Consider the following 20,536-nt stretch of genomic DNA (forward strand, 5'->3'; position numbering starts at 1 on the left):
CCAAGGTAGAACTACTGGGCGGCTTTTGCCATCGATGCTGACTGAGAAGTTAGCCGAAGACATCGCGATATTTGTTATTGGCGCGAGCGCTGTGCCGGCCTTGCGAGGAAGGACAAGGGGGAATTAACTGAAGGAAGCCCCAAGGAGGCCTCAATGATGCGGTGCACAAAATGTGGCTTCGAGAATGCTGTTGGAGCCAATTTTTGCCAGCAGTGCGGCGACCGGCTGGCTCGCACTTGCCTGCGCTGCGGGCACGCACTGGATCCGGCGGCGCGCTTTTGCAATGCCTGCGGCGAACGGGTCAGCGATTTGCCGCAAGCCTCTTCCTCCGCCCCCATTCACTACACCCCGCCTCACCTGGCCGAACGCATCCGGGCCGAGCAGGCAGCCCTTGAAGCCCGGGGAGAGAGCGCCGGCGAACGCAAGACAATTACTGCCCTGTTCGCCGACATGGCCGGCTCAACCGCCTTGATCCATGACCTGGACCCCGAAGAGGCCCACCACCTGATTACCCCCGTCATCGAGCTGATGATGGAGGCCGTGCACTACTATGAGGGCTACGTGGCCAAGTCCCTGGGCGATGGCATCTTGGCGCTATTCGGCGCGCCCATTGCCCACGAAGATCATGCCCAACGAGCCCTTTATGCGGCGCTGCGGATGCAGGATGCGATGCGCCGCCACAGCGACCGGATCCGTCTCGAGAAAGGCATACCGCTGCAAATTCGGGTCGGTATCCACACCGGAGAGGTAGTCGTGCGCTCGATTCGAAAGGATGACTTGCGCACGGACTATGACCCCGTCGGGCACATGATCCACATCGCCTCCCGGATGGAGAGCATCGCGACGCCCTCGTCCATTCTGGTCAGCGAGCCGACATGCAGGCTGACAGAGGGCTACTTCGACTTCAAGGCGCTGGGAGCGACCCAGGTAAAGGGAGTCCCCGAGCCCCTTGCCGTATTTGAAGTGCTGCGCCTGGGGGTGTTGCGCACGCGCCTGCAAATAGCCCAGCGTCGTGGACTGGGACGGTTTGTAGGGCGGCAGACGGAGTTGGACCAATTGCACCAGGCGCTGGAACAAGTCCAGTCGGGACTAGGCCAGATCGTTGCCGTGGTCGGCGAGGCCGGGGTGGGCAAGTCGCGCCTGTTCCACGAGTTTAAGGCGGTCTCGCAGCGAGGCTGCATGGTACTGGAGACGTTCTCGGTCTCGCATGGCAAGTCCTTCGCCTATTTGCCACTGATCGAGTTGGTGAAAAACTATTTCCAGATCCAAGACCAGGATGATGAACGCAGACGCCGTGAGAAGGTTGCTGGCAGGATGCTAATGCTGGACCGCGCGCTCGAAGACCTCCTGCCCTACCTGCTCTATCTGCTCGGGATCAGCGAAGCCGGTTCGGGATTGCCAGACATGGACCCGCAGATCAGGGGACAGCGTACCTTTGAGGCGATTACCCGGCTCTTTGTGCGCGAAAGCGCCAATCAGCCACTTGAGCTCGTGTTCGAGGACCTGCAATGGCTGGACCGTGAAACCGAGGCCTTTCTCGATGTCCTCGTCGAGCACCTGCCAGGCGCAAGGATTCTGCTGCTTCTGAACTACCGGCCGGAGTATCAACATCAATGGGGCCAGCAGGTCCGCTACACTCAGCTTCGACTGGAACCACTTGGCCAGACCGAAGCCAAGGAGCTGCTGACCGCCCTGCTTGGCGATCATCCCTCGCTCGAGCCGCTAAAAACCTTGGTGCTGGAGAAGACTGAAGGCAATCCGTTCTTCATGGAAGAGGTAGTGCAGACGTTATCCGAGGAAAAAGCGCTGCTCGGAGAGCCTGGTCACTACCACATCGAGAAGACCCCGATCGCCCTCCATATTCCGACCACGGTGCAGGGCGTGCTGGCAGCACGTATCGACCGTCTTTCCTACGCCGAGAAAGACTTGTTGCAGAGCCTCGCCGTCATCGGCAAGGAATTTTCCTTGAGCCTGGTGGAGCGCGTGGTGGCGCAGCCAGATGACATCTTGCGCCCGCTCCTAGCCCGCCTGGAGGCCGGCGAGTTCATTTACGAGCGCCCCGCATTCCCCGACATCGAATATACGTTTAAGCACGCGCTAACGCAGGAAGTCGCCGGCAGCACCCTGCTCACGGAACAACGCAGCGCATTGCATGAACGCACTGCCCAGGCCATTGAAGCCCTCTTCCATGATCGGCTGACGGACTATTGCAGCGAGCTGGCACGGCACTACAGCCTGAGCGGCAATGAGCCGAAGGCCGTCGAATACCTTCATTGCACGGCGCAACAGGCCCTGCAGCGCTCGGCCTACCATGAGGCCATACGCCAACTCAGTGCAGCCCTGGAATTGCTGAAGTACCAGCCCGATACGCCGGGCCGCGCACGCCAGGAACTGACTCTGCAGCTTGCCATCGGGCGGGCCCTTATCGCGGCCAGGGGCTTTGCCTCGCCTGAGGTCGAGGCGACCTACAGCCGGGCCCTGACGCTGTGCGACCAGCTCGGCGACACATCCCAAGTCTTTCCGACTCAGGTGGGATTGCGCGCTTACTTCTCGCTGAGCGCGGAACACGCGAAGGCATACAAGGTGGCCAAGGGTCTGGTCAGCCTGGCCGAGCAAGCCAACAACCCGGATTGGCTTGGCGAGGCGCATGTCTCGCTCGGCACAACCCTGTATTTCTCAGGAAGGTTCAGGATCTCGGACATCCATTTCAAGCACGCACGTGCGCTCTATCACCCGGAATCTCATCAGATTCACCCAAACCTTTACGGCGTGGATCCGGCGGTCCGGACATTCTCTGTGTCCGCCCTTGTGCTTTGGTGCCTGGGTTATCCAGAGCAGGCCAGAACGAGGGCGCAGGAAGCGATCGCGCTCGCCCAGAGGCTGTCGCATCCCTTCAGCCTTGCTCATACATTGTGCCTGGTGGCCGAACTGCATCAGTTTCGCCGTGATCCACAACTCACGCACGATTGCGCCGACGCTGCGATCGCGCTCTCAACCGAACAAGGCTTCCCTCTCTGGCTTGCCTGGGCGACCGTTCTTAGCGGCTGGGCACATGCTGAGATGGGCCGCCAGCAAGAAGGCATTGCCCAGATGCAGTCGGGACTTGCCGCCTATCTCGCCACTGGCGCCAGATTGGGGCAGTCACACTTCCTAACGCTTTTAGCCGAATCCTATGGGCACATTGGCCAGACCGAACAGGGACAGCGCATCCTTGCCGAAGCCAAAGCCATGGCGCAATCCTGCGGCGAGCGCTATTGCGAAGCGGAGTTGTATCGAGTAGAGGGCGAACTGGCATGCCCTGACGTCCCTGCCTCGGCCCTCGATGCTGAGCGTTGGGGTGTGGCGCAAGCATGCTTCGAAAAAGCAATCTCGGTCGCCCGAGATCAAAGTGCCAAGTCGATGGAGTTGCGCGCCACACTCAGTCTGGCGCGCCAGTGGCAACGACAGGGACGGAGCGGCGCAGCAAGAGAACGGCTGACCGAGATCCTTGGCGCATTCACCGAAGGTTTAGACGTGGCAGACTTGTCCAAGGCTAGTCTTCTGCTTGACAGCGCAAAGTAGGATTCCTCCGGCCTAGTACCCAACCTGGGTTGCCACTTGTGTCATCCGAGTTTCGAGTCTTATGGCAACGGTCGGGGCGCTGTCAACCGCAAGGACATGCTACCCGCGACCTTCGGAAGAACGGGTCAAGTTGGCAAGTTCAGATTCGTTGTAGCCGAACTTCTGCCGATTACGCGGCGACGTTCAGATGAAGTAGAAGGTTGGGAATGGACAATCAAGTAATAGTAGTGAGCCAAGTCCCTACCCGGGTCTGTAGCTGCCGGTAGGCTCTCGCAATCCGATATACACATACCCGGCCGGCGTCAAACACGCGGCCCGTTCGCTGCCTCCAGAACCAGCCCTACGCGGCATGGGCTTCTCCCCGCCGCGCTTGCCGTCTATCGGTGCCTAGAACTTGTGACGCAGTCCTACGCCGAATGTATTGCCAGGGTTCAGCGCCGTCACCTTGTCATAGCGCCACGCGGCATAAATGTCGCTGCGCTTGGAGAAGGGGTAATCGTAAACCAGCGACGTCGTATCTCGACGTACCGACTGCAGCGCTTCATTTCCCCCTTGCCAGGTCCGCGCCCACTCTGCCATCAGCGTCCCCGGGCCTATCACCACACTGGCGCCCACCTGCATCGTGCGATTACGCTGACCGGTCAGAGTGTTGAACTCATTGTCGGTCTGCGCGAACTGACCAAATAGCTTTACTATCTTGAAGTCGTATGACGCTCCGGCCAGGTACGCCATCTGGTAGTTCGCCCCGCTCGCGGCGAAATCCGGCGCATTTACGGCAACGCGCTGAACTGCCAATGTTGCGCCGAAATCGCCATTGAAGTAGGTCAGATTGCCACCATAGCTTTGCTTTCCCTGGTGACCAGCAACTTCTCCGAATGCGTAGATTGCGTTGAAGCGCAATCCGCCAAAGCCAGGGCTCTGGTACACCACCGAGTTGTTCCAGATGTTGTCCCCGGCCACCGAGTGACCCACGGGCGCCCCTGGCGGCGTGGTGTAGGTGTGTAGAAACATCGGTGAGAATGTCTCGGAATCCGCCAGCGGATTGAAGAGAAGCATTGAGACGAACCAAGGCGTGGCATTCCTTCCAAACCTCACCGTCCCAAATGCGCCATTCAAGCCCACATATACGTTGCGCCCGAACATCGAATCACCGTCAAAGCGGCCTACCTGGCCGGTGTCCGTGCGGAAGAAGCTTTCCAGCGCAAACAGCGCGTTGAGGCCACCGCCCAGGGCCTCCTGACCGCCCATACCCCAGTAGGATGTCGTCAGCCCTGCGCTATTCACCACGCTGGCGCTGTGTGTGTCTCCACTCAAGCGTGTCAATCCGGCAAACGCGTCCACGGCGCCATAGAGTTGCACGCTGCTTTGGGCCTGTGCACAGCAGACTGCCATGCCACCAGTGGCCGCAAGTGCGGCCAGAATCCTGCGTCGATACTTCATTGTCTCCACCTCTCTTTGTGCAAGGGACGTGCGTTACCCGCGCCGCGCGATTTTTTGGATGCACGCGGCCAAGCGCGGCAAACGCCTTGTTCTCAGGTTTGCTATGAAATTCGCCTGACTACAGTCAGAACTATGGGCGAGGCTTCTCTATCGGGTCCGCTCTTTGCTGAGCGCAGATTTGAGGGATGCCGCCTTCTGGCAGCGCACATGCATAGAGCACCAGCTTTCCCCTTCTGCGTCAGGCGATTGGCCCCGGTGCGGCTGCCCTTTCCTGGGCGCCCGTCGCATTTCTGACCAGACGCCAAGCCGCGCCTTTCGTCGTACTGGACGGCTTACGCTCCAGACTCAATGCGCGGCCTTCCGCCATCAACGAGAATGACAACCCAAAAGGACAAAAAGCATGATGACGGGTGAAGTCCCGCGATTCCGCCAAGCATGGCGGGTGCCGGTCTGCACAACGACGTCGTTTCGCTTCAAATGCACCTCTTTGCCATGGTCGAGTTCTAGTCTGGCACGAGGCCGGCGGATGGGCGCTCCGCGAGGCACTGGGCGAGGCGCGGGCAATAGTCCCGGCCGCCAAGACGGTGGCCACACTCGGGGCTCGTCTGATCATTCCGCTCGGTCATCGCCAGGCAGCGTATGTGCGCAGTCACTTTGGCAGTGCTGAAATGACAATCTGGGACGGGCCGCGGCGCTCCGAAATTGTCTTCGGCCTAGCGGCGGCCACAGGAGGCCGAGTACATGCACGCATTGGCGGCTTAGCAGCCTCGGAAATCAAGGGCGAAGACGGGTTGCGCTAACGCTCCTTCACCCGAAATCGATGTTCCCCTGCAAGGCAGGAGTTAGGAATTGGAATCGGCTCATTTCGAACCGTGCTGCAGACCGCGGACGAGGAAGCAAAACAAGCGATCCGAACGATCGCAACACTGTGCTCACAGGAGACAAGAAATGGCGAAGATGATGAAAGCGGCCCGCATGCACGACGTTGGCCAGCCGATGGCGATCGAAGAGTTGCCCATTCCGGAGGTACGCCCCACGGATGTTCTTGTGAAGGTGGCCGCATGCGGCATTGTGCCTAATCTGGGCAATGTTCTGGCCAACTGGACGAAATGGTTCACCCACCTTCCTTTGCCAAAACTCCCAGCAATCTTCGGGCTCGATGCTACCGGCGTTATTGAAGCGGTTGGCTCCCAGGTCCATGCATGGAAGCCGGGTGACAGGGTCTATGTCAATCCTGCACGCTATTGTGGCGGCTGCCGTGCATGCCAGCAGGAAATACGACTTCTTGTCCGTACTACACGTTCAATGGGTACTTCGGGTTCAGCGAACGCTCGCAGAAAATGTTTGACGACTACCCTTATGGCGGCCTGTGCGAGTACATGACTGCACCGCAGTACAGCTTGGTCAAGCTCCCGCACAACCTGAGTTTCGAAACAGCAGCGCGCTTCGGCTATCTGGGCACGGGCTACCGGGCTCTGCGTCGGTCTGGCGTCGGCCCCGGAACAACTGTGCTGATCAACGGAATCAGCGGAACGCTCGGGCTGGGTTGCGCATTGTTCGCGCTGGGCTTGGGCGCGCGAAAGGTGTTGGGAACCGGCCGCAATGTCGAGCTTCTGGAACGAGTAAAAAAAATTGCACCGGACCGCATCGAAGTCCATCAACTCGGTTCCGAGCAATCAACGGATGCTTGGGCCAAAGGCCTGACCGATGAGCTCGGTGTCGACGTGGTCATTGACGCGCTGGGGCCCGGCGCACCGCAGTCCTCAATGCTCGACGCAGTTGCTGCCTTGCGACGCGGTGGCGAGCAGGTGAACATTGGCGCTGTCGCCGGCGCCGTTCCAATCGATCTGCATTACCTGATGGACAACGATATCCAGCTTAGCGGATCGGTTTGGTTTACTGCGGGCCAGGGCCAGGAAATGGCTGACTTGGTGGAGGCTGGTGTTGTCGATTTATCAGTGTTCGAACACCGCCGCTTCCCACTGGAGGACGTCAACCGAGCCATCTCGGGGCTCGAGAACCGTGACGGCGGATTTAGCAACTACGTGATCTGCCCATAAGCCGGAAGCCAATACGGAGCGGCACCTTGGCGTCGCTCCGTACCACCGAGCCCTGGAAGTTGAGGGGGTGAAATGCCTTATGGAGCGTCAGTCTAAAAACTCTACAGGCCCCAATCGCCGCCTGTTCTTACCTCTCATCGCTGAGGACTTCCAATGCACCTTCGCCTTCGGTCCACCGCGCATGTCAGCCTATTCAGAATAATTCCCGCCTTTCCATTGCTTGTTCTTGCAGAGCACGGAAGAGCCCGTATTCGAACACATGGATTTGAGCGTGTCCTCCTTCCCGGTCATCGCACGGCGCTACCGCCCTTCCAATCCTTGGAACTGCATCTTGATGGGAGCGCACGATTTCCCACGACATGCTCATTGGTTGTTTCGACCCGAGCGCATTCGCACTCATCGCTTCGGGGTTTAATCGCCCAGCAGGCATTTGTTGAGCCCAAGCTATCGACCATCCAGCGCTTTGCCAACACTCTCATGATGTCACCTTCAGAGATCCGTCGCACGTTGTTTTCCGAAGGGGCTGCTATGACAGAACTTTGTCGAACGCAGCGCCTGATGCGTGCCTTATTCGAAGTTGCGAAGGGAAGCGTCACCAATTCTGAGCTAAAGAGGACCATTGGTTGGGGGGTCCAAAGCGATCTGGAATCGGCTTTCCACGACTGGTTTGGCATTTGCCTTTCCTCTGCGCGATGCCTGGCCGCAGTTGCTGCTCTCGACCAGTTTGATCGGCTGCATTCCGCATCAGCATCCGGAATGCAGCCACCTTTTACCTAAGAAGTGACCCGCTCCGGATGCGGGCTGCGGACGGATACCAAGCCCTACGCTTTTCGAAGCGTGGGGCTTTTTGCTTTTGGCGTCCCTACCAGGATCACACTTGCGGCGTCTCAAGCTATCACCGCAATCAGTGTGTCACCGTGATGACTGGGCAGCCTCTCACCGTCTTGGTGTTTCCCCGAGATTGTGCTGACCGTGCCTTGCCCTAATAATCGCGCCCTCTGCCTCCGTCGTGTAGGCGCAGTCGGGGCTTGATTGCCCAGGATAAAAAGGAAGTTCTGATGTTTCGCTTCGAGTATGGAACGAGCAATGTTTATGTCCAGCTTGGATTCGCGGACGCAGAAGAAATCCCACTCAAAGCGGGAATTGTGAGAGACATCACCGACCGCATTCGGGCCGCCGGGCTGACGCTCTCGGATGCCGCCGCCATGGTAGGGACATCACAATCGGATCTGCTCCTAGCGCTTTGCGGGAAATTCCAATCTTTCCGCGCAGCAGAGTTGCACAGTTGGCTTGATCGCCTGAACTTCCCGTTGCTGTTGAAAAACCGATAAGCCCCGGACGCCGCAGGGGGCATCGACCTGATGCGCGAGTGGCTGCAGGCTATATCGCCACTAGGGCACGGAGCTGCATACGTCAATACAGCCTCATCCTCGGTAGTCAGATGCGGGGACTCCTGCTCGAGAGCGCCCCATCGTTCCTGAGCTTCGCTAGGCTCATGCACTCATCGGCAAACGACTCGCGCGACTGAGGGGCCTCGATCGCCACCGATCCCTCCCGCTCTTTCACGCGGTCCTCATCATCCGCCGACTTGATGTGTGGTGGTCTAATTTCCTCGGACAGGTCGATAGGAGGACAATCCGGAATCGACGAGGAAAAAAGATAGATGACAAGAAGGCGCCGACAATTTGACGCCAGCTTCAAGCTGGAAGTAGTACGGATGGTGCGAGACCAAGGATTATCGGTCAGCGAGGTTTGCCGGTCGATGGAGCTTGGTGAGACGGCCGTTCGGCGCTGGATGGCGCAGTATGATGCAGAGTGCGCCGGCGGGCCTGGCGTGGGCAAGCCGCTGACGGCGGAACAGCAGCGCATCCGGCAACTGGAGGCGGAGAATCGGCAACTGCGCGAGGACAACGCCTTGCTAAAAAAAGCCTCGGCCTTCTTTGCGCGGGAACTGAAGTGAGCTACCGGGTGGTAGCCCACTTGCAACAGGAGGCCGTATCGGTCAGTAACGCCTGCCGGGTATTGCAGGTGAGCCGCTCGGGCTACTATGCGCACCGCCGCGCCAAGCCAAGCATGAAGACTCTGCAGGAGCAGACCCACGTCAAAGCGGCGTTCGCTGCGAGCGGCGCGAGCTACGGCAGCCGGCGTGTCATGCATGCGGTGCGGGAACAAGGGGTGCGCCTTGGCCGCTACCGGATTCGTAGGCTGATGCGCGAAGCGGGCTTGCGTGCGACCTGGAAGCGTAAGTTCGTGTCGACGACTGACAGCAAACACACTCTGCCAGTGGCAGAGAACGTGCTGAACCGGCAATTTGACGTGGCCGAGCCGAATCGGGCCTGGACTTCGGACATCACCTATGTCCGCACGGCCCAAGGCTGGCTGTATCTGGCGGTCGTGCTGGACTTGTACTCGCGCAAGGTCGTGGGCTGGTCGATGGCGCCGACCATGCCGGCCGACCTGGTGATGTCGGCACTGAGCATGGCGCTGCAGCAGCGAAGGCCAGCGCCGGGACTGGTGCTGCACTCGGATAGGGGCAGTCAGTACGCGAGCGCGGAGTATCAGGCCTTGCTGGCACGCCATCAGATTGTTTGCAGCATGAGTCGAAAAGGCAATTGCTGGGATAACGCGGTGACGGAACGGTTCTTCCTAAACCTGAAGATGGAGCGCGTGTGGCAGCGTCAATACGCCAACCACGCCGAGGCACGGCGCGACATCACCCAGTACATCGTTGGTTTCTATAATCCGGTGCGCTTGCACTCAACCCTGGGGTATCTGTCGCCCGCTGCCTACGAGGCGAAATCGACAGAAAAAGAACCTATCTGCCTGTCCGAAATAACTTGACCACTACAATGTGCCCCGTGATCAGGGTCTGCGCCCGGCGCGGTCACCCCCGTCTCACGGATGCTCCGTGACCAAGTGCGAACGCCCGCAGGGCTAGCCGCGACATCGCGACATAGTTTCACGATAGTGAAATTACAGATCACGTACCCACCCGGGCCAAACGAAGCGAAGGCGTCATTGGCTGCTGTCGGGGTTGGGTGTACGGAGCCATTTGCCGACGGCCGTTTCGTCGTGACGCATTTGGCACGAGATGAGTGCGGCGACTTCATCCCGCCCTGTCAGTACCCGGCTCTATGGCTCGCCGCGACTCATGTGATGTATGGCACACATATTGCGAGCGGGAACACAGGCCAATGGCGGCCTTTCGCCAAACAGGCAATTCGCGATGACGCGCTCCGAAAGGCGCGGCGGGGGCAATGGCGCTCCGAAGCCAGGTGACAGCGAACCGGAAACGCGGTTTGCGGTGCATGGCTTCGGGGCGCTTTTTTTGATTGCCGGTCAACGCGGGATGCGCGTCTGTTTCGACACCACCTACAAGGCAATGGATGAATACCTCCTCCACCCAGTCACCCCAGGCCGAAGTGTCCGCTGAGACCATCGGTGCGTTGATCAACCTTTCCGGACGGCAGCGCATGTTGTCGCAACAGATCGTGCTCCAGCTGTTGCTCGCCTCGCGAGGGGATCGAACTGCCCGCGAAAGCGCGCGCCAGTGCCTGTCGACGTTCGAATCCGCGCATTCGGATCTCGTGACGGGCAATGAGCGTTTGCCGGGCGCATTCTCCGTGGCCTTGCAACAACTGTACTTCGGCCATGCGCGCGCCGATGCACGGATCCGTGAATTCATCGCCCAGGCCCGGATGGCCATCGACGCGCCGCCGGCCGACACCGCTGGGCGAGCCTCCTCCCTCGATGCGCTCGTGATGCAGGCCACGCCCATACTGGAACTGCTGCAGACCGTCACACAGGCCTACCAGGAGGAAATGCATGGTTGCGAGCTGGCCGTGCGCAAACGCCAGGCCGACTTCGTCGAGCGCCTCAGCAGGATTTCGATGCAGGCAAACATCGTCGCCATGAACGCGCGCGTCTCCGCGGCACGGTCGGGAGAGTACGGCAGGGAGTTCTCCGTCATCACGCAGGTGCTGGCGGACATCATCAAGGAGATGGATCAACTGGTCCGCCATCTCGTCGGCGCAAGCAACGCGTCCAACGGCTCACCTCGACATTGATCTCGAGACGACCTTGAAGCGTTACCTCTGTTCCTACTGCTTGATGCTCTGCTGCCTCGTGGGGCTGGCTTCAGCCGGGACCGCCTTCGCCGAAGCGCTGACCATCCACTCGGCGATCAACAAGGCGGGCCGCCAGCGCATGCTGTCTCAGCGCATGGCCAAGGCATATTGCCAGGCCGGGCTTGGCGTCGAAGTGGAACGTTCGAGGAGGATCCTCGACGAGTCGGTGGCGCTCTTCGACCGGCAACTCTCGGATCTGAAGGCGTTTGCGCCCACGCCGGAAATCAAGGACACCTATGACAGGCTCGGGCAGACGTGGATCATCTATAAGCAGTGGCTGACCGGCAGCGAGCCGAATCCCGACAATGCGAAGAAAATCGCAATTTCTAGCGAGGACGTACTAAGGCTGGCGCAGCAAGGAACCGTACAACTCGAAAGGCATTCCGGCACCGCAGCGGGCAAACTGATCAACGTTGCTGGCCGCCAGCGCATGCTTTCGCAGAGAATCGCCAAGGCCAGCCTGTGCCACGCCTGGGGTATCACCTCCCCGCAGATGGCCCAGGAACTGGACAGTGCCGCCCGGGAGTTCGCGGCCGCGCAGGAGCTGCTCACCGTAGCGCCGCAGAACACGCCGGCCATCCGGAGTGAATTGCAGCTTGCCGGCGCTCAGTGGCTCTTCTTTGAAGAGGCGCTCAAGCAGACCGGAGGCAGTCGCGCGGAGCAGTTGAGAAACCTGGCCACGACCAGCGAGCGGATTCTTCAGGTCATGGATGACGTCACGGGCATGTACGAGGGCATGGCCAGATAACGGAATCCGTCGGCCTCGCGGAACGCAATCTGGCGCAGATGCGGACCCTCAATCCGGCATGACTACATTTTATTGCCGCCGTGCCCCTGTGTGCTTGTTCCATGGTTGGTGGGGTTTGATTCTTGGCGATTAATTGCATTTCCAGAGGCCTTGGTTAGGCGTGTTGAAGAGGGTGTGGCCCAGCCCGGGCAACGCCGGAGCCTGCGCTCGCGGTCAATGTTGATGCCGACTGGCCAAGGCGTGGATGTTCTCGGCAAACGTACGACGGGGGCAGCCGGCATTCGTACACTTGAAGCGACGCACCGCAACGGGCGTCCGGCCTCAATTTCGAGGGAGCTCTGGGTAAGAGCTCAGCATTGCCATCCCATATTGGCAATGGCCGCCTGGATTGCCAGTTCTGCGCCACTGGCATTGCAGGCTGGCTCGGATAAGCACCGTGAGCTCGCCCTCCGGCCCGAGCAGCGTCCATTTTCCTTCCAATCCGGACAGCCGACTCGCGATGCAGCGATGGTTGCTCAGCTCACCGACTTGGCGCAGGGGCGGATGCGCGCGCACGTAATCGGGCGACGCACACAAGACGAGAGCCGCTGAGATTAGCGGCCGTGACACCAGGTGCGAGCCCAAGCCCAAATCCAACAGCACCACGGCCACGTTGCGGCCCTCTTCTACGATATTCACATTGTCGTCCGACAGCAACACGTCGAACACCAGATCAGGGAATTGCTGCTGGAAGCGTACCATCAGGTCCAGCAGATGCAGCCCAAACATCACCGGTGTTACCAGCCGTAGAGTTCCGGACAGTGACCTACTCCGAGCCGCGACTACACCTTCGGCTTCGTCCACGTCTTCTGGGATCTGTTGGCAGCGCTGCAGGTACGTTTCCTGCGTCCGTCAGCGACAGACTGCGCGTGGTGCGGTTCAACAGAGTTCAACAGGCGGGTACCGAGATGACTCTCTAGGTCGGTACCCGATCGCACCATAGAACGTGACGCTTTGCGCCAGAATCAGGCCGGGAACCGCACAAGCGTGGCCCACCGCAAGCAGGCGAAGCTTCATGTTTTTCCCTCTCGTTTTGGATTGTTTAGCTGCGTTGCTTCATCCTGGGCCAGGCAGACCAGCCTGGCCCAGGAGAGAGTGCCCACCGGCACATCGGAAGAAATTAGTGAGCTCCCGTCGTCCTCGCCTTCAACCGGCGCAGTGACAGCACAGCGATCGCCGCCACGGCCGCGGGCACAGCCATCCAGGCAACCATGGCCAGATAGCCCCAACCTCGCGAGAGGAAGAAGCCACCGATCAGCGGTCCAGCGACCGTTCCAACGCGGCCGACTCCAAGCGCCCAACCCACGGCGGTCACTCGGATACGCGTCGGATAGAGCTCCGTCACCACACCATTCATCAGGAGTTGAGAGCCGACCAGGCCGGCGCCAGTCAGGAAGGTGGCGATCATCAGCAACTGCGCGCTATCCCCACTGGCCACCACAACAATCCCGCCTACCGCAGCGGCGTACGAAAGCGCAATCAGCGACAAAGCGTGGAAGCGGCGGGTTGCAACGCTTAGCAGCGCACCGCCAAACACACCACCTAGATTCAGCAGCGCGGTCGTCACAATGGCCACGGACACGCTCATCCCCTTCTGCTTCAGCAGCGTCGGCAGCCACGCGGTCATCGTGAAGATGACCAGCAAGGTGCAGAAGTACGCCAGCCATACCAGCAAGGTGGTGCGCCGGAACTCGACGCCAAACAGCTCAACCACACTGCGCGCGGCTTCCACCGGCGCATGCGCGGGGGCCGCCGTTGATGCACCAAAGCTCGGCGACTCCGGAAGGCGGAGGAGCAGTCCCAGCCCAATTAGCAGTGGCAACCCGCCTCCAAGGTAGAACACCACCTGCCAACCGTACTTTCCTATCAGCGCGGCACTGACGACACCACCTACGACGGCGCCAAGCGGGTAGCCCGAAAACATGATGGTGACCATTCTTGCCCTGGTCGCCGGCGACGATACCTCCGAAGTCAGGGCAATCAGGTTGGGCATCGCTCCGCCCAGCCCAATGCCGGTCAGGAAGCGAAGCGCGAGCAACTGCGGCACGGAGTTAGCATACGCGGTCGCGAGCGCGAAGCCACCAAACACCAGTGTTGAAGCGATGATCACCGGCCTGCGCCCGACCTTGTCAGCATAGGGCCCGACAAACAGCGTGCCAACGGTCAGCCCGAGCAGACCAGCGGCAAACACCAAGCCGAAGGACGCCGCCGGTACGCGCCACGCCTCGGCGAGCACCGGGGCCACGTACGCAATTGCCTGGGTGTCGAATCCGTCCAGCAGCGCGACGAGCGCGCACCAAGCGGCAACTTCGGCGGGCCCGGTGCGCGCAGCCACCTTTGCCTCGGTCAATGAGGTACTCATGCGATCCATAGTAGATTCCGATCAAAAGGCTCGTAATGGAGGTCAGGCTGATTGCAGGCACGCGTAGTTGCCGGCGTGGAATGCCAGGGGGCTAGCATCTAAATAGGTGTAGCGACGCACCAGGCCGAAGAAAACCACGTGGTCCCCAACTACCTGATGAGAGACGCGCTCGCACTCAAATGTGGCAAGGGCACCCTTGAGCGTGGGCAGGCCACCGATTCCGCGCTCGAACGACTCCGCGACCTCCTCGAATTTGTCGACTTGTGGCCGACAGAAATGTCGGGAGATATCGATCTGCTCGGCATGCAGTACGTTAATACAGAAATGCTCTGCGGCAATAAATGTGCCGAGACTTCCCGCACCACGGCGCAAGCTCCACAGGACGATGGGGGGCTCCAAAGAGACGGAGCTGAACGAGTTGGCGGTCAGGCCCTCGCGCTTGCCATCCACTCCCTGAGTCGTGACCAGGCATACCCCTGTCGCGAACTTCCCCAGCGCATTCCGCAAGTCGCGAGGATCGAAATCCGGCGCCTCTAGCCCACGCCCCGACAAGTCGCCCGGCGTAGTCGCCCAAGCCTGTTCCCAGCTCATTACAGTCTCCTTCAGTAGTTGCACCCGATGCACGGCGATCCGCAAAGACTGCATGCAGATGCATGCTAAAATTTCATTCCGCACTGACCACGCGCGCTGTCACCACCGCCACCGAAACCAGCATGAAGCCGACGAAAAAGACTACCCGGCCCGCTACCGGCAAGACCAGCGAGTCCACGTTCATCACCCCAGCGGCCCCAGTCATCCCGGATGGCTTTGACCTTGAGCAGTCGGTGCCCTATCTCCTCAACCGCGCCGGCGTAGGTATCGGCGTGGCATTCACCACCTACTTGCGTCAGTTCGATATCACGCTGCCCGGCTACCGGGTCCTGGCATCCCTTGCGCACAAAGACCAGCAAGCCATTGTTGAACTCGCTGAGCACACCAGCATCGATGTCTCGACGCTGTCACGCCTAGTCACATCCCTTGAGGACAAGGGACTTGTTATGCGCCGCCGGGACGACGCGGACGCGCGCTCGGTAAAGATTCATCTTCGGCCGCAGGGCGCTCAGCTCGCCTCGCAGACCATTCCGCTTGGCGTCCTGTTCGAGCGGGTGGTGACCGCCGGCTTCAGCGCCGAAGAGGTCAAAGTGCTCAAACAGATGTTGCGGCGCATGTACACCAATCTGGCTCCGCTCGGCGAGTGACATTTATTTGCGTTTGCAACTTGATTCGCAGTATAAATACTTGTCAACGGGTCGAGTAGAGAATTCTCACTGGGGTTTTCCCGGTGGCATTTGCCGCAGCTTGCGGCTGTCAGGTGTTGCATTCGTCAACTCCATGGGCTGACACCTCCGACAGGGTAATCCCCTACGTTTTTTTATTTGCGTTTGCAAATATCAAAACGTAAATTTCGCTCAGGCATTGACGCCGTGTTCCTGAAGAGAGTCAGAGATGAATCAATCCTCCACATCGATCCCGGCCGTGGGAGTGGATGCTGCACACGCTCCGGGCAGGTTCTCGCCAGTGGCGGGGGCGCCTGAGCTATCGACCCTGCTCGAGCGAGCCAGGGAGATTTCAGGTGGCTTCCTCAAGCCACATGCGCAGCTGACGGAAGAGTCGCGCCGCGTGTCGCAGGAGGCCACGGCACTGTTCCGCGACGCGGGCTTCTTCCGGCTGATGCAGCCGGCGCAGTTCGGCGGTTATGAGTACGGCTTCTCCGCCTTTGCCGACATCATTAGCGAACTGGGCCGTGGTTGCCCGTCGTCGGCGTGGGGCTGCTCGCTCGGTGCCGTTCACCAGTGGCTGATCGGGACGTTCCCGGCGCAGGCCCAAGAGGATGTGTGGGGAAAAACCTCGGATGCCATCGTGTGTGGCTCGTATGCCCCGACCATCAAGGCGGAGGCCGTGGCGGGCGGCTACGTTGTGTCCGGCCGCTGGCACTGGGCGTCCAATATCGACAATTCCCAGTGGGCGATGATCGGGGTGCAGTTTGCACCGGACGATGAAACTCCAGTGCCCCACGCCGGCTTCCTGCTGGTTCCACGTGAGGAATGGTCGGTGCACGACGACTGGTTTACTTCCGGTCAAGCGGGCACTGGGTCGAAAGCTGTCGACATCCAAACGCCGACGTTTGTACCCGGCTATCGGAAGCTCACGTTCGCACAGGCGTCTTCCAACGTTCCGCCTGGCGCGGCACTGAACACCAATCCTATCTATCGCATCCCCTTTCTCTCGGCACTACCGGTGTGTCTGGTATCCCCCATTCTCGGAGCCGCGCAAGGAGCCCTCGACGAATTTCTGGCCGTGGCAGGCACACGCGTAACCCGCGGCGCCGTGGCGGGCGGCGGAAGCCGATTGGCCGAGTTCTTTCCAGTGCAATCTAGAGTGGCAGAGGCCGCCGCCATGGTGGATGCCGCGCGACTGCTGATCAACCGCGATCTCGCCGAGGTCGAATCGCGTGCGGCGGCAGGCCAGGAAATCGATGTCGATACGCGCATTCGCAATCGCCTGGACCACGCCTTTGCAGCCCGGCTGGCGCGAGACGCTATCAACGCGATCTTTGATAACACCGGCGGCAACGGACTGGCACTGTCGCAGCCCATCCAGCGTCTGTGGCGCGATGGCAATGCTATCGCCAAACACATCAGCTTGAACTGGGACGCCGTCTCATCCATGGCCGGACAACATCTGTTGGGACTGGAACCCAAGGGACAGTACTAGGCGCGCCGCTGCGTCGCCAACACACCAAACGAACTACAAGGACCATCATGCAAGGAAAGATTGGACTGGAAGAGCACTTCGCGATCCCCGAAACCCTGAACGACTCGGCCGGCTTCGTACCCGGTGACTATTGGAAGGAGCTGAGCCGCCGCCTGCTCGATATCCAGGATGACCGGCTCAGGCAAATGGATGAGAACGGCATGGAGATGATGCTGCTCTCACTGAACGCGCCCGCAGTCCAGGCCGTCCCGGATCGCAAACAGGCCTGCGAACTTGCGGTGCGCGCCAACGACTTCCTGGCGGAGCAGGTCTCGCGGCGCCCAGACCGCTTCCAGGCGCTGGCCGCTTTGCCGCTGCAGGATCCGGATTTTGCCACGGTCGAGCTGACCCGCTGCGTCAATGAACTCGGCATGCGCGGCGCGCTAGTCAATGGCTTTTCACAGATCGATACGCCGGACAATGTCGTGTACTACGATGCGCCGCAATACGCCTCGTTCTGGGCTGCGGTCGAGAAACTCGATGTGCCGTTCTACCTGCATCCACGCAATCCCATCGCGTCGTGGGCGCAGATCTACGATGGCCATCCCTGGCTTCTGGGCCCGACGTGGGCGTTCGGACAAGAGACCGCGGTACATGCGCTGCGGCTGATGGCGTCGGGGCTGTTCGATCGCCATCCCGCACTCCAGATCGTGCTGGGTCACCTTGGCGAAGGGCTGCCCTACAGTCTTTGGCGAATCGATAACCGCAATGCCTGGGTAAAGGCCCCAAAGACCCACCCCGCCAAGAAAACTTTCCGACACTACTTCCAGCAGAACTTCCACCTGACCACGTCCGGCAACTTCCATAACCAGACGCTGATCGATGCCATCCTGGAAATCGGCGCGGACCGGATCTTGTTCTCGACGGACTGGCCGTTCGAGAACATCGATCATGCGGCCAAATGGTTCGACAGCGCGAGCATCAGCGAGGCGGATCGCACGAAGATCGGCCGTACCAATGCAATGAAGCTGTTCAAGCTAGTCGCCTGATACCAACCGGCCATGCACAGCATGAGAGACATCGACGAATTCAGCATCACGCAAGCGGTGATCGAGGCCAACCGCAATGGCAACGCCAGGTTGGTTACCATCATGGAGAGCCTGGTGCGCCACCTCCATGAGTTTGCGCGCGAAGTCAGGCTGACCGAAGACGAGTGGTTCCAGGGCATCCGGTTCCTGACGGAAACCGGGCAGATGTGCGACGAGAAGCGGCAGGAGTTCATCCTGTTGTCCGATACCCTGGGACTGTCCACGCTGGTCACCGCCCTGAACAATCGCAAGCCGCAAGAGTGCACGGAGGCCACCGTATTCGGCCCCTTCTATGTCGAGGACTCGCCCGCGGTCAACAATGGCGATGATATTGCAAACGGCGCGCATGGGATTCCCTGCTTCGTGTCCGGGAGCGTGCATGGGCTCGACGGCAAACCCGTGGCCGCCGCGGAGCTGACCGTCTGGCAGTGCGATGACGATGGCCTTTACGACGTCCAGCGTCCCGACCTCGACCACTTTCAAGGCCGGGCACGTTTGCTAACTGACGCCGAGGGCAGGTTCAACTTCCGCTCGATTCTGGCCGTGCCATATCCGATCCCCCATGACGGGCCGGTCGGCAGGATGCTTGAGGGGCTCGGTCGTCATCCGTGGCGGCCCGCGCATTTGCATTTCAAGATTGAGGCGGCAGGGTACGAGCGGCTGATCACCCACATATTTCGCCATGACGACAAGTATCTTGACTCCGATGCCGTGTTCGGCGTGCGCTCCACGCTGATTTCCAACTGGACCCCGCATCCGCCTGGGGCCGCACCAGATGGCACGCCTATGGACCAGCCCTACTACACGCTGTATCAAGACTTCGTGCTTTGCCCGAACTCCGCCGCCGAAGCCAAAGGGATTACCGCTCGATGATTCGCCATATCGTGATGTGGAAAGTGGCAGGCGACAATAACGCCGAGCGCCTGGGCGCGTGCCGCCTCGTCAAGGAGCAGTTCGAATCGCTGGCAGGCAAGATTCCGGGCCTGCTTCATATTGAAGTGGGCATCGACGAGAGCCGGATCGACTACGCAAGCGACGTTGTGCTGCTATCTCACTTCGAATCCCAGGAGGCCCTACAGGCCTATGCCGAGCACCCCGCTCATGCAGCAGTCCAGAAGGTCCTGCTGGGGCTACGCATTGCACGCCAACAGGTTGACTATCTAGTTCCGGAAAGAAAATGAACCCATTCGTCTACCACGCGAACCCCTCACGCGTCGTGTTCGGCATGGGCACCTTCGCGCAACTGCCTGCGGAAATCGAGCGGCTCGGGTGCCACCGGTCACTGTTGCTATCCACGCCACATCAGGTTGAACTGGCTCGCGACGCTGCCACGCTGCTTGGCTCTGCCGCAGCAGGGATTTTCGATCAGGCACAGATGCATGTGCCGGCGGGCGTCGCTGCGCAGGCAAGCAAAGCCGCAAAGAAGATCGGCGCGGACTGTTTGGTTGCGACCGGCGGCGGCTCCACGATCGGCCTGGCCAAAGCCATCGCGCTCGAATCCGGGCTGCCGGTTGTGGCTGTGCCGACCACCTATGCTGGCTCGGAGATGACACCGATCTATGGGATCACTGACCAAGGACGCAAGCGCACGGGTTCGGATGCACGCGTGCTGCCCCGCACGGTCATTTACGATCCGGAACTAACCCTGGGCCTTCCGGTCGTCATTTCGGTGACCAGCGGCATCAACGCAATCGCCCATGCCGCCGAGGCACTCTACGCCCGGGACGGCAATCCCATCATGGAGACGCTCGCAGAACTGGGGATCCGTGCCCTGGCGCGGGCTATCCCCGCGATTCGGTCGGATGTGGAAGACAGGCAGGCGCGCTCAGATGCCCTGTATGGGGCTTGGCTGTGCGGCACCACCCTCGGCCATGTCGGCATGGCTCTGCACCATAAGTTGTGCCACACACTGGGCGGCACCTTCAACTTGCCCCATGCCGAAACCCACACCATCGTGCTGCCACATGCGCTCGCCTACAACCGCAAGAGCACACCCAGGGCGATGCAAATCCTTGGGCGGGCGCTTGCTTCGGAAGACGGTCCGCGCGCGCTCTACGAGCTCGCGCGGGACAATGGCGCGCCAACGGCCCTCCGCGACATCGGTTTCCAGGAAGCTGACATAGCGGTGGCTGCGGATATCGCGCTCACCCATCCTTACTGGAATCCAGCGCCACTGGCGCGTGAGGCGCTCCTTGCACTGCTTCAGCGCGCATACCGAGGCGAGCCGCCGATCTGAAGCTGCAAAGATCGTGGCGGGTGGCGGCTTCGATTCGAGGTGCGGTCAGCGAGTAATCGCGAGACGATGCTGCGTCCTCCACGCCAGTCGCAAGCCACGTCCTGTGGGGACCTTGCAGCCGACCGAAGACGACTCGCTTCGA

Annotated in this window: 14 protein-coding genes and 3 pseudogenes; 13 read left to right on the top strand and 4 right to left on the bottom strand. The window is 60.4% G+C overall.

Annotation, left to right across the window (positions count from 1 at the left end; translation table 11 throughout):
* The first annotated feature begins 156 nt into the window (after positions 1–156).
* The gene (locus CNE_RS35990; RefSeq protein WP_041229346.1) at positions 157–3,561 is read left to right on the top strand and encodes an adenylate/guanylate cyclase domain-containing protein; all 3,405 of its coding nucleotides are present in this window, start codon (positions 157–159) and stop codon (positions 3,559–3,561) included.
* Positions 3,562–3,948: 387 nt separating this feature from the next.
* Here CNE_RS35990 and CNE_RS35995 read toward each other — a convergent pair whose 3' ends face one another.
* Positions 3,949–5,001, bottom strand: a complete 1,053-nt coding sequence (locus CNE_RS35995; RefSeq protein WP_013959705.1) for a porin — start codon at positions 4,999–5,001, stop codon at positions 3,949–3,951.
* Positions 5,002–5,507: 506 nt separating this feature from the next.
* On the opposite strand from CNE_RS35995, the pseudogene CNE_RS40355 reads away from it, so the two are divergent.
* The 6 genes and pseudogenes from CNE_RS40355 to CNE_RS36025 all read left to right on the top strand — a co-directional run.
* Positions 5,508–5,801 (top strand): annotated as a pseudogene (locus CNE_RS40355) (amino acid synthesis family protein); the annotation flags it as partial.
* 148 nt (positions 5,802–5,949) lie between these two features.
* A pseudogene (locus CNE_RS36000) lies at positions 5,950–7,061 on the top strand (alcohol dehydrogenase catalytic domain-containing protein).
* A gap of 1,058 nt (positions 7,062–8,119) precedes the next feature.
* Positions 8,120–8,392, top strand: coding sequence for an XRE family transcriptional regulator (locus tag CNE_RS36005; protein ID WP_013959707.1), 273 nt, complete (start codon positions 8,120–8,122; stop codon positions 8,390–8,392).
* A 332-nt stretch (positions 8,393–8,724) separates the two neighbouring features.
* Positions 8,725–9,902 (top strand): IS3 family transposase gene (locus CNE_RS36015; protein ID WP_238553147.1). Its coding sequence is split into 2 segments (ribosomal slippage): positions 8,725–8,992 and positions 8,992–9,902, totalling 1,179 coding nucleotides; the frame shifts between segments, so codons are not numbered across the junction.
* 545 nt (positions 9,903–10,447) lie between these two features.
* Entirely contained in the window at positions 10,448–11,128 is a 681-nt protein-coding gene (locus CNE_RS36020) for a type IV pili methyl-accepting chemotaxis transducer N-terminal domain-containing protein (protein ID WP_013959709.1), read from the top strand.
* A 13-nt stretch (positions 11,129–11,141) separates the two neighbouring features.
* The gene (locus tag CNE_RS36025; RefSeq protein WP_041229115.1) at positions 11,142–11,936 is read left to right on the top strand and encodes a type IV pili methyl-accepting chemotaxis transducer N-terminal domain-containing protein; all 795 of its coding nucleotides are present in this window, start codon (positions 11,142–11,144) and stop codon (positions 11,934–11,936) included.
* Between the two features lie 330 nt (positions 11,937–12,266).
* Here the strand turns inward: CNE_RS36025 and CNE_RS36030 are convergent.
* The 3 genes and pseudogenes from CNE_RS36030 to CNE_RS36040 form a co-directional block, all read right to left on the bottom strand.
* Positions 12,267–12,904 (bottom strand): annotated as a pseudogene (locus CNE_RS36030) (LysR substrate-binding domain-containing protein); the annotation flags it as partial.
* A 191-nt stretch (positions 12,905–13,095) separates the two neighbouring features.
* Positions 13,096–14,346: an MFS transporter gene (locus CNE_RS36035; RefSeq protein WP_013959712.1), complete on the bottom strand. Its 1,251-nt coding sequence runs from the start codon at positions 14,344–14,346 to the stop codon at positions 13,096–13,098.
* Positions 14,347–14,379: 33 nt separating this feature from the next.
* The gene (locus CNE_RS36040; RefSeq protein WP_013959713.1) at positions 14,380–14,928 is read right to left on the bottom strand and encodes a flavin reductase family protein; all 549 of its coding nucleotides are present in this window, start codon (positions 14,926–14,928) and stop codon (positions 14,380–14,382) included.
* A 62-nt stretch (positions 14,929–14,990) separates the two neighbouring features.
* Here CNE_RS36040 and CNE_RS36045 point away from each other — a divergent pair, with 62 nt between their 5' ends.
* The 6 genes from CNE_RS36045 (at position 14,991) to CNE_RS36070 (ending at position 20,394) form a co-directional block, all read left to right on the top strand.
* Positions 14,991–15,575: a MarR family winged helix-turn-helix transcriptional regulator gene (locus CNE_RS36045; RefSeq protein ID WP_013959714.1), complete on the top strand. Its 585-nt coding sequence runs from the start codon at positions 14,991–14,993 to the stop codon at positions 15,573–15,575.
* A gap of 247 nt (positions 15,576–15,822) precedes the next feature.
* Positions 15,823–17,091: an acyl-CoA dehydrogenase family protein gene (locus tag CNE_RS36050; protein WP_013959715.1), complete on the top strand. Its 1,269-nt coding sequence runs from the start codon at positions 15,823–15,825 to the stop codon at positions 17,089–17,091.
* 47 nt (positions 17,092–17,138) lie between these two features.
* Positions 17,139–18,119 (top strand): amidohydrolase family protein, encoded by a 981-nt coding sequence (locus CNE_RS36055; RefSeq protein ID WP_013959716.1) that lies wholly within the window; start codon positions 17,139–17,141, stop codon positions 18,117–18,119.
* Positions 18,120–18,140: 21 nt separating this feature from the next.
* Positions 18,141–19,031 carry an intradiol ring-cleavage dioxygenase gene (locus CNE_RS36060; protein WP_041229350.1) on the top strand — a complete coding sequence of 297 codons (891 nt, stop codon included), beginning with the start codon at positions 18,141–18,143 and terminating at the stop codon, positions 19,029–19,031.
* The gene (locus CNE_RS36065) at positions 19,028–19,339 is read left to right on the top strand and encodes a Dabb family protein (protein WP_013959718.1); all 312 of its coding nucleotides are present in this window, start codon (positions 19,028–19,030) and stop codon (positions 19,337–19,339) included. The genes CNE_RS36060 and CNE_RS36065 overlap by 4 nt, the downstream gene beginning before the upstream one ends.
* Positions 19,336–20,394 carry a maleylacetate reductase gene (locus tag CNE_RS36070; RefSeq protein ID WP_013959719.1) on the top strand — a complete coding sequence of 353 codons (1,059 nt, stop codon included), beginning with the start codon at positions 19,336–19,338 and terminating at the stop codon, positions 20,392–20,394. The genes CNE_RS36065 and CNE_RS36070 overlap by 4 nt, the downstream gene beginning before the upstream one ends.
* The last annotated feature ends 142 nt before the right edge of the window (positions 20,395–20,536 follow it).

The organism is Cupriavidus necator N-1 (assembly GCF_000219215.1).
GTDB classification, from domain to species: Bacteria; Pseudomonadota; Gammaproteobacteria; order Burkholderiales; family Burkholderiaceae; genus Cupriavidus; species Cupriavidus necator.

What these genes read in the sequence shown, in the direction of transcription:
- CNE_RS35990 (WP_041229346.1), top strand. Translation starts at nt 157, where the DNA reads ATGCGGTGCACAAAATGTGGCTTCGAGAATGCTGTTGGAGCCAATTTT.
- CNE_RS35995 (WP_013959705.1), bottom strand. Translation starts at nt 5,001, where the DNA reads ATGAAGTATCGACGCAGGATTCTGGCCGCACTTGCGGCCACTGGTGGC.
- CNE_RS36005 (WP_013959707.1), top strand. Translation starts at nt 8,120, where the DNA reads ATGTTTCGCTTCGAGTATGGAACGAGCAATGTTTATGTCCAGCTTGGA.
- CNE_RS36020 (WP_013959709.1), top strand. Translation starts at nt 10,448, where the DNA reads ATGAATACCTCCTCCACCCAGTCACCCCAGGCCGAAGTGTCCGCTGAG.
- CNE_RS36035 (WP_013959712.1), bottom strand. Translation starts at nt 14,346, where the DNA reads ATGGATCGCATGAGTACCTCATTGACCGAGGCAAAGGTGGCTGCGCGC.
- CNE_RS36040 (WP_013959713.1), bottom strand. Translation starts at nt 14,928, where the DNA reads ATGAGCTGGGAACAGGCTTGGGCGACTACGCCGGGCGACTTGTCGGGG.
- CNE_RS36045 (WP_013959714.1), top strand. Translation starts at nt 14,991, where the DNA reads ATGCTAAAATTTCATTCCGCACTGACCACGCGCGCTGTCACCACCGCC.
- CNE_RS36050 (WP_013959715.1), top strand. Translation starts at nt 15,823, where the DNA reads ATGAATCAATCCTCCACATCGATCCCGGCCGTGGGAGTGGATGCTGCA.
- CNE_RS36055 (WP_013959716.1), top strand. Translation starts at nt 17,139, where the DNA reads ATGCAAGGAAAGATTGGACTGGAAGAGCACTTCGCGATCCCCGAAACC.
- CNE_RS36060 (WP_041229350.1), top strand. Translation starts at nt 18,141, where the DNA reads ATGAGAGACATCGACGAATTCAGCATCACGCAAGCGGTGATCGAGGCC.
- CNE_RS36065 (WP_013959718.1), top strand. Translation starts at nt 19,028, where the DNA reads ATGATTCGCCATATCGTGATGTGGAAAGTGGCAGGCGACAATAACGCC.
- CNE_RS36070 (WP_013959719.1), top strand. Translation starts at nt 19,336, where the DNA reads ATGAACCCATTCGTCTACCACGCGAACCCCTCACGCGTCGTGTTCGGC.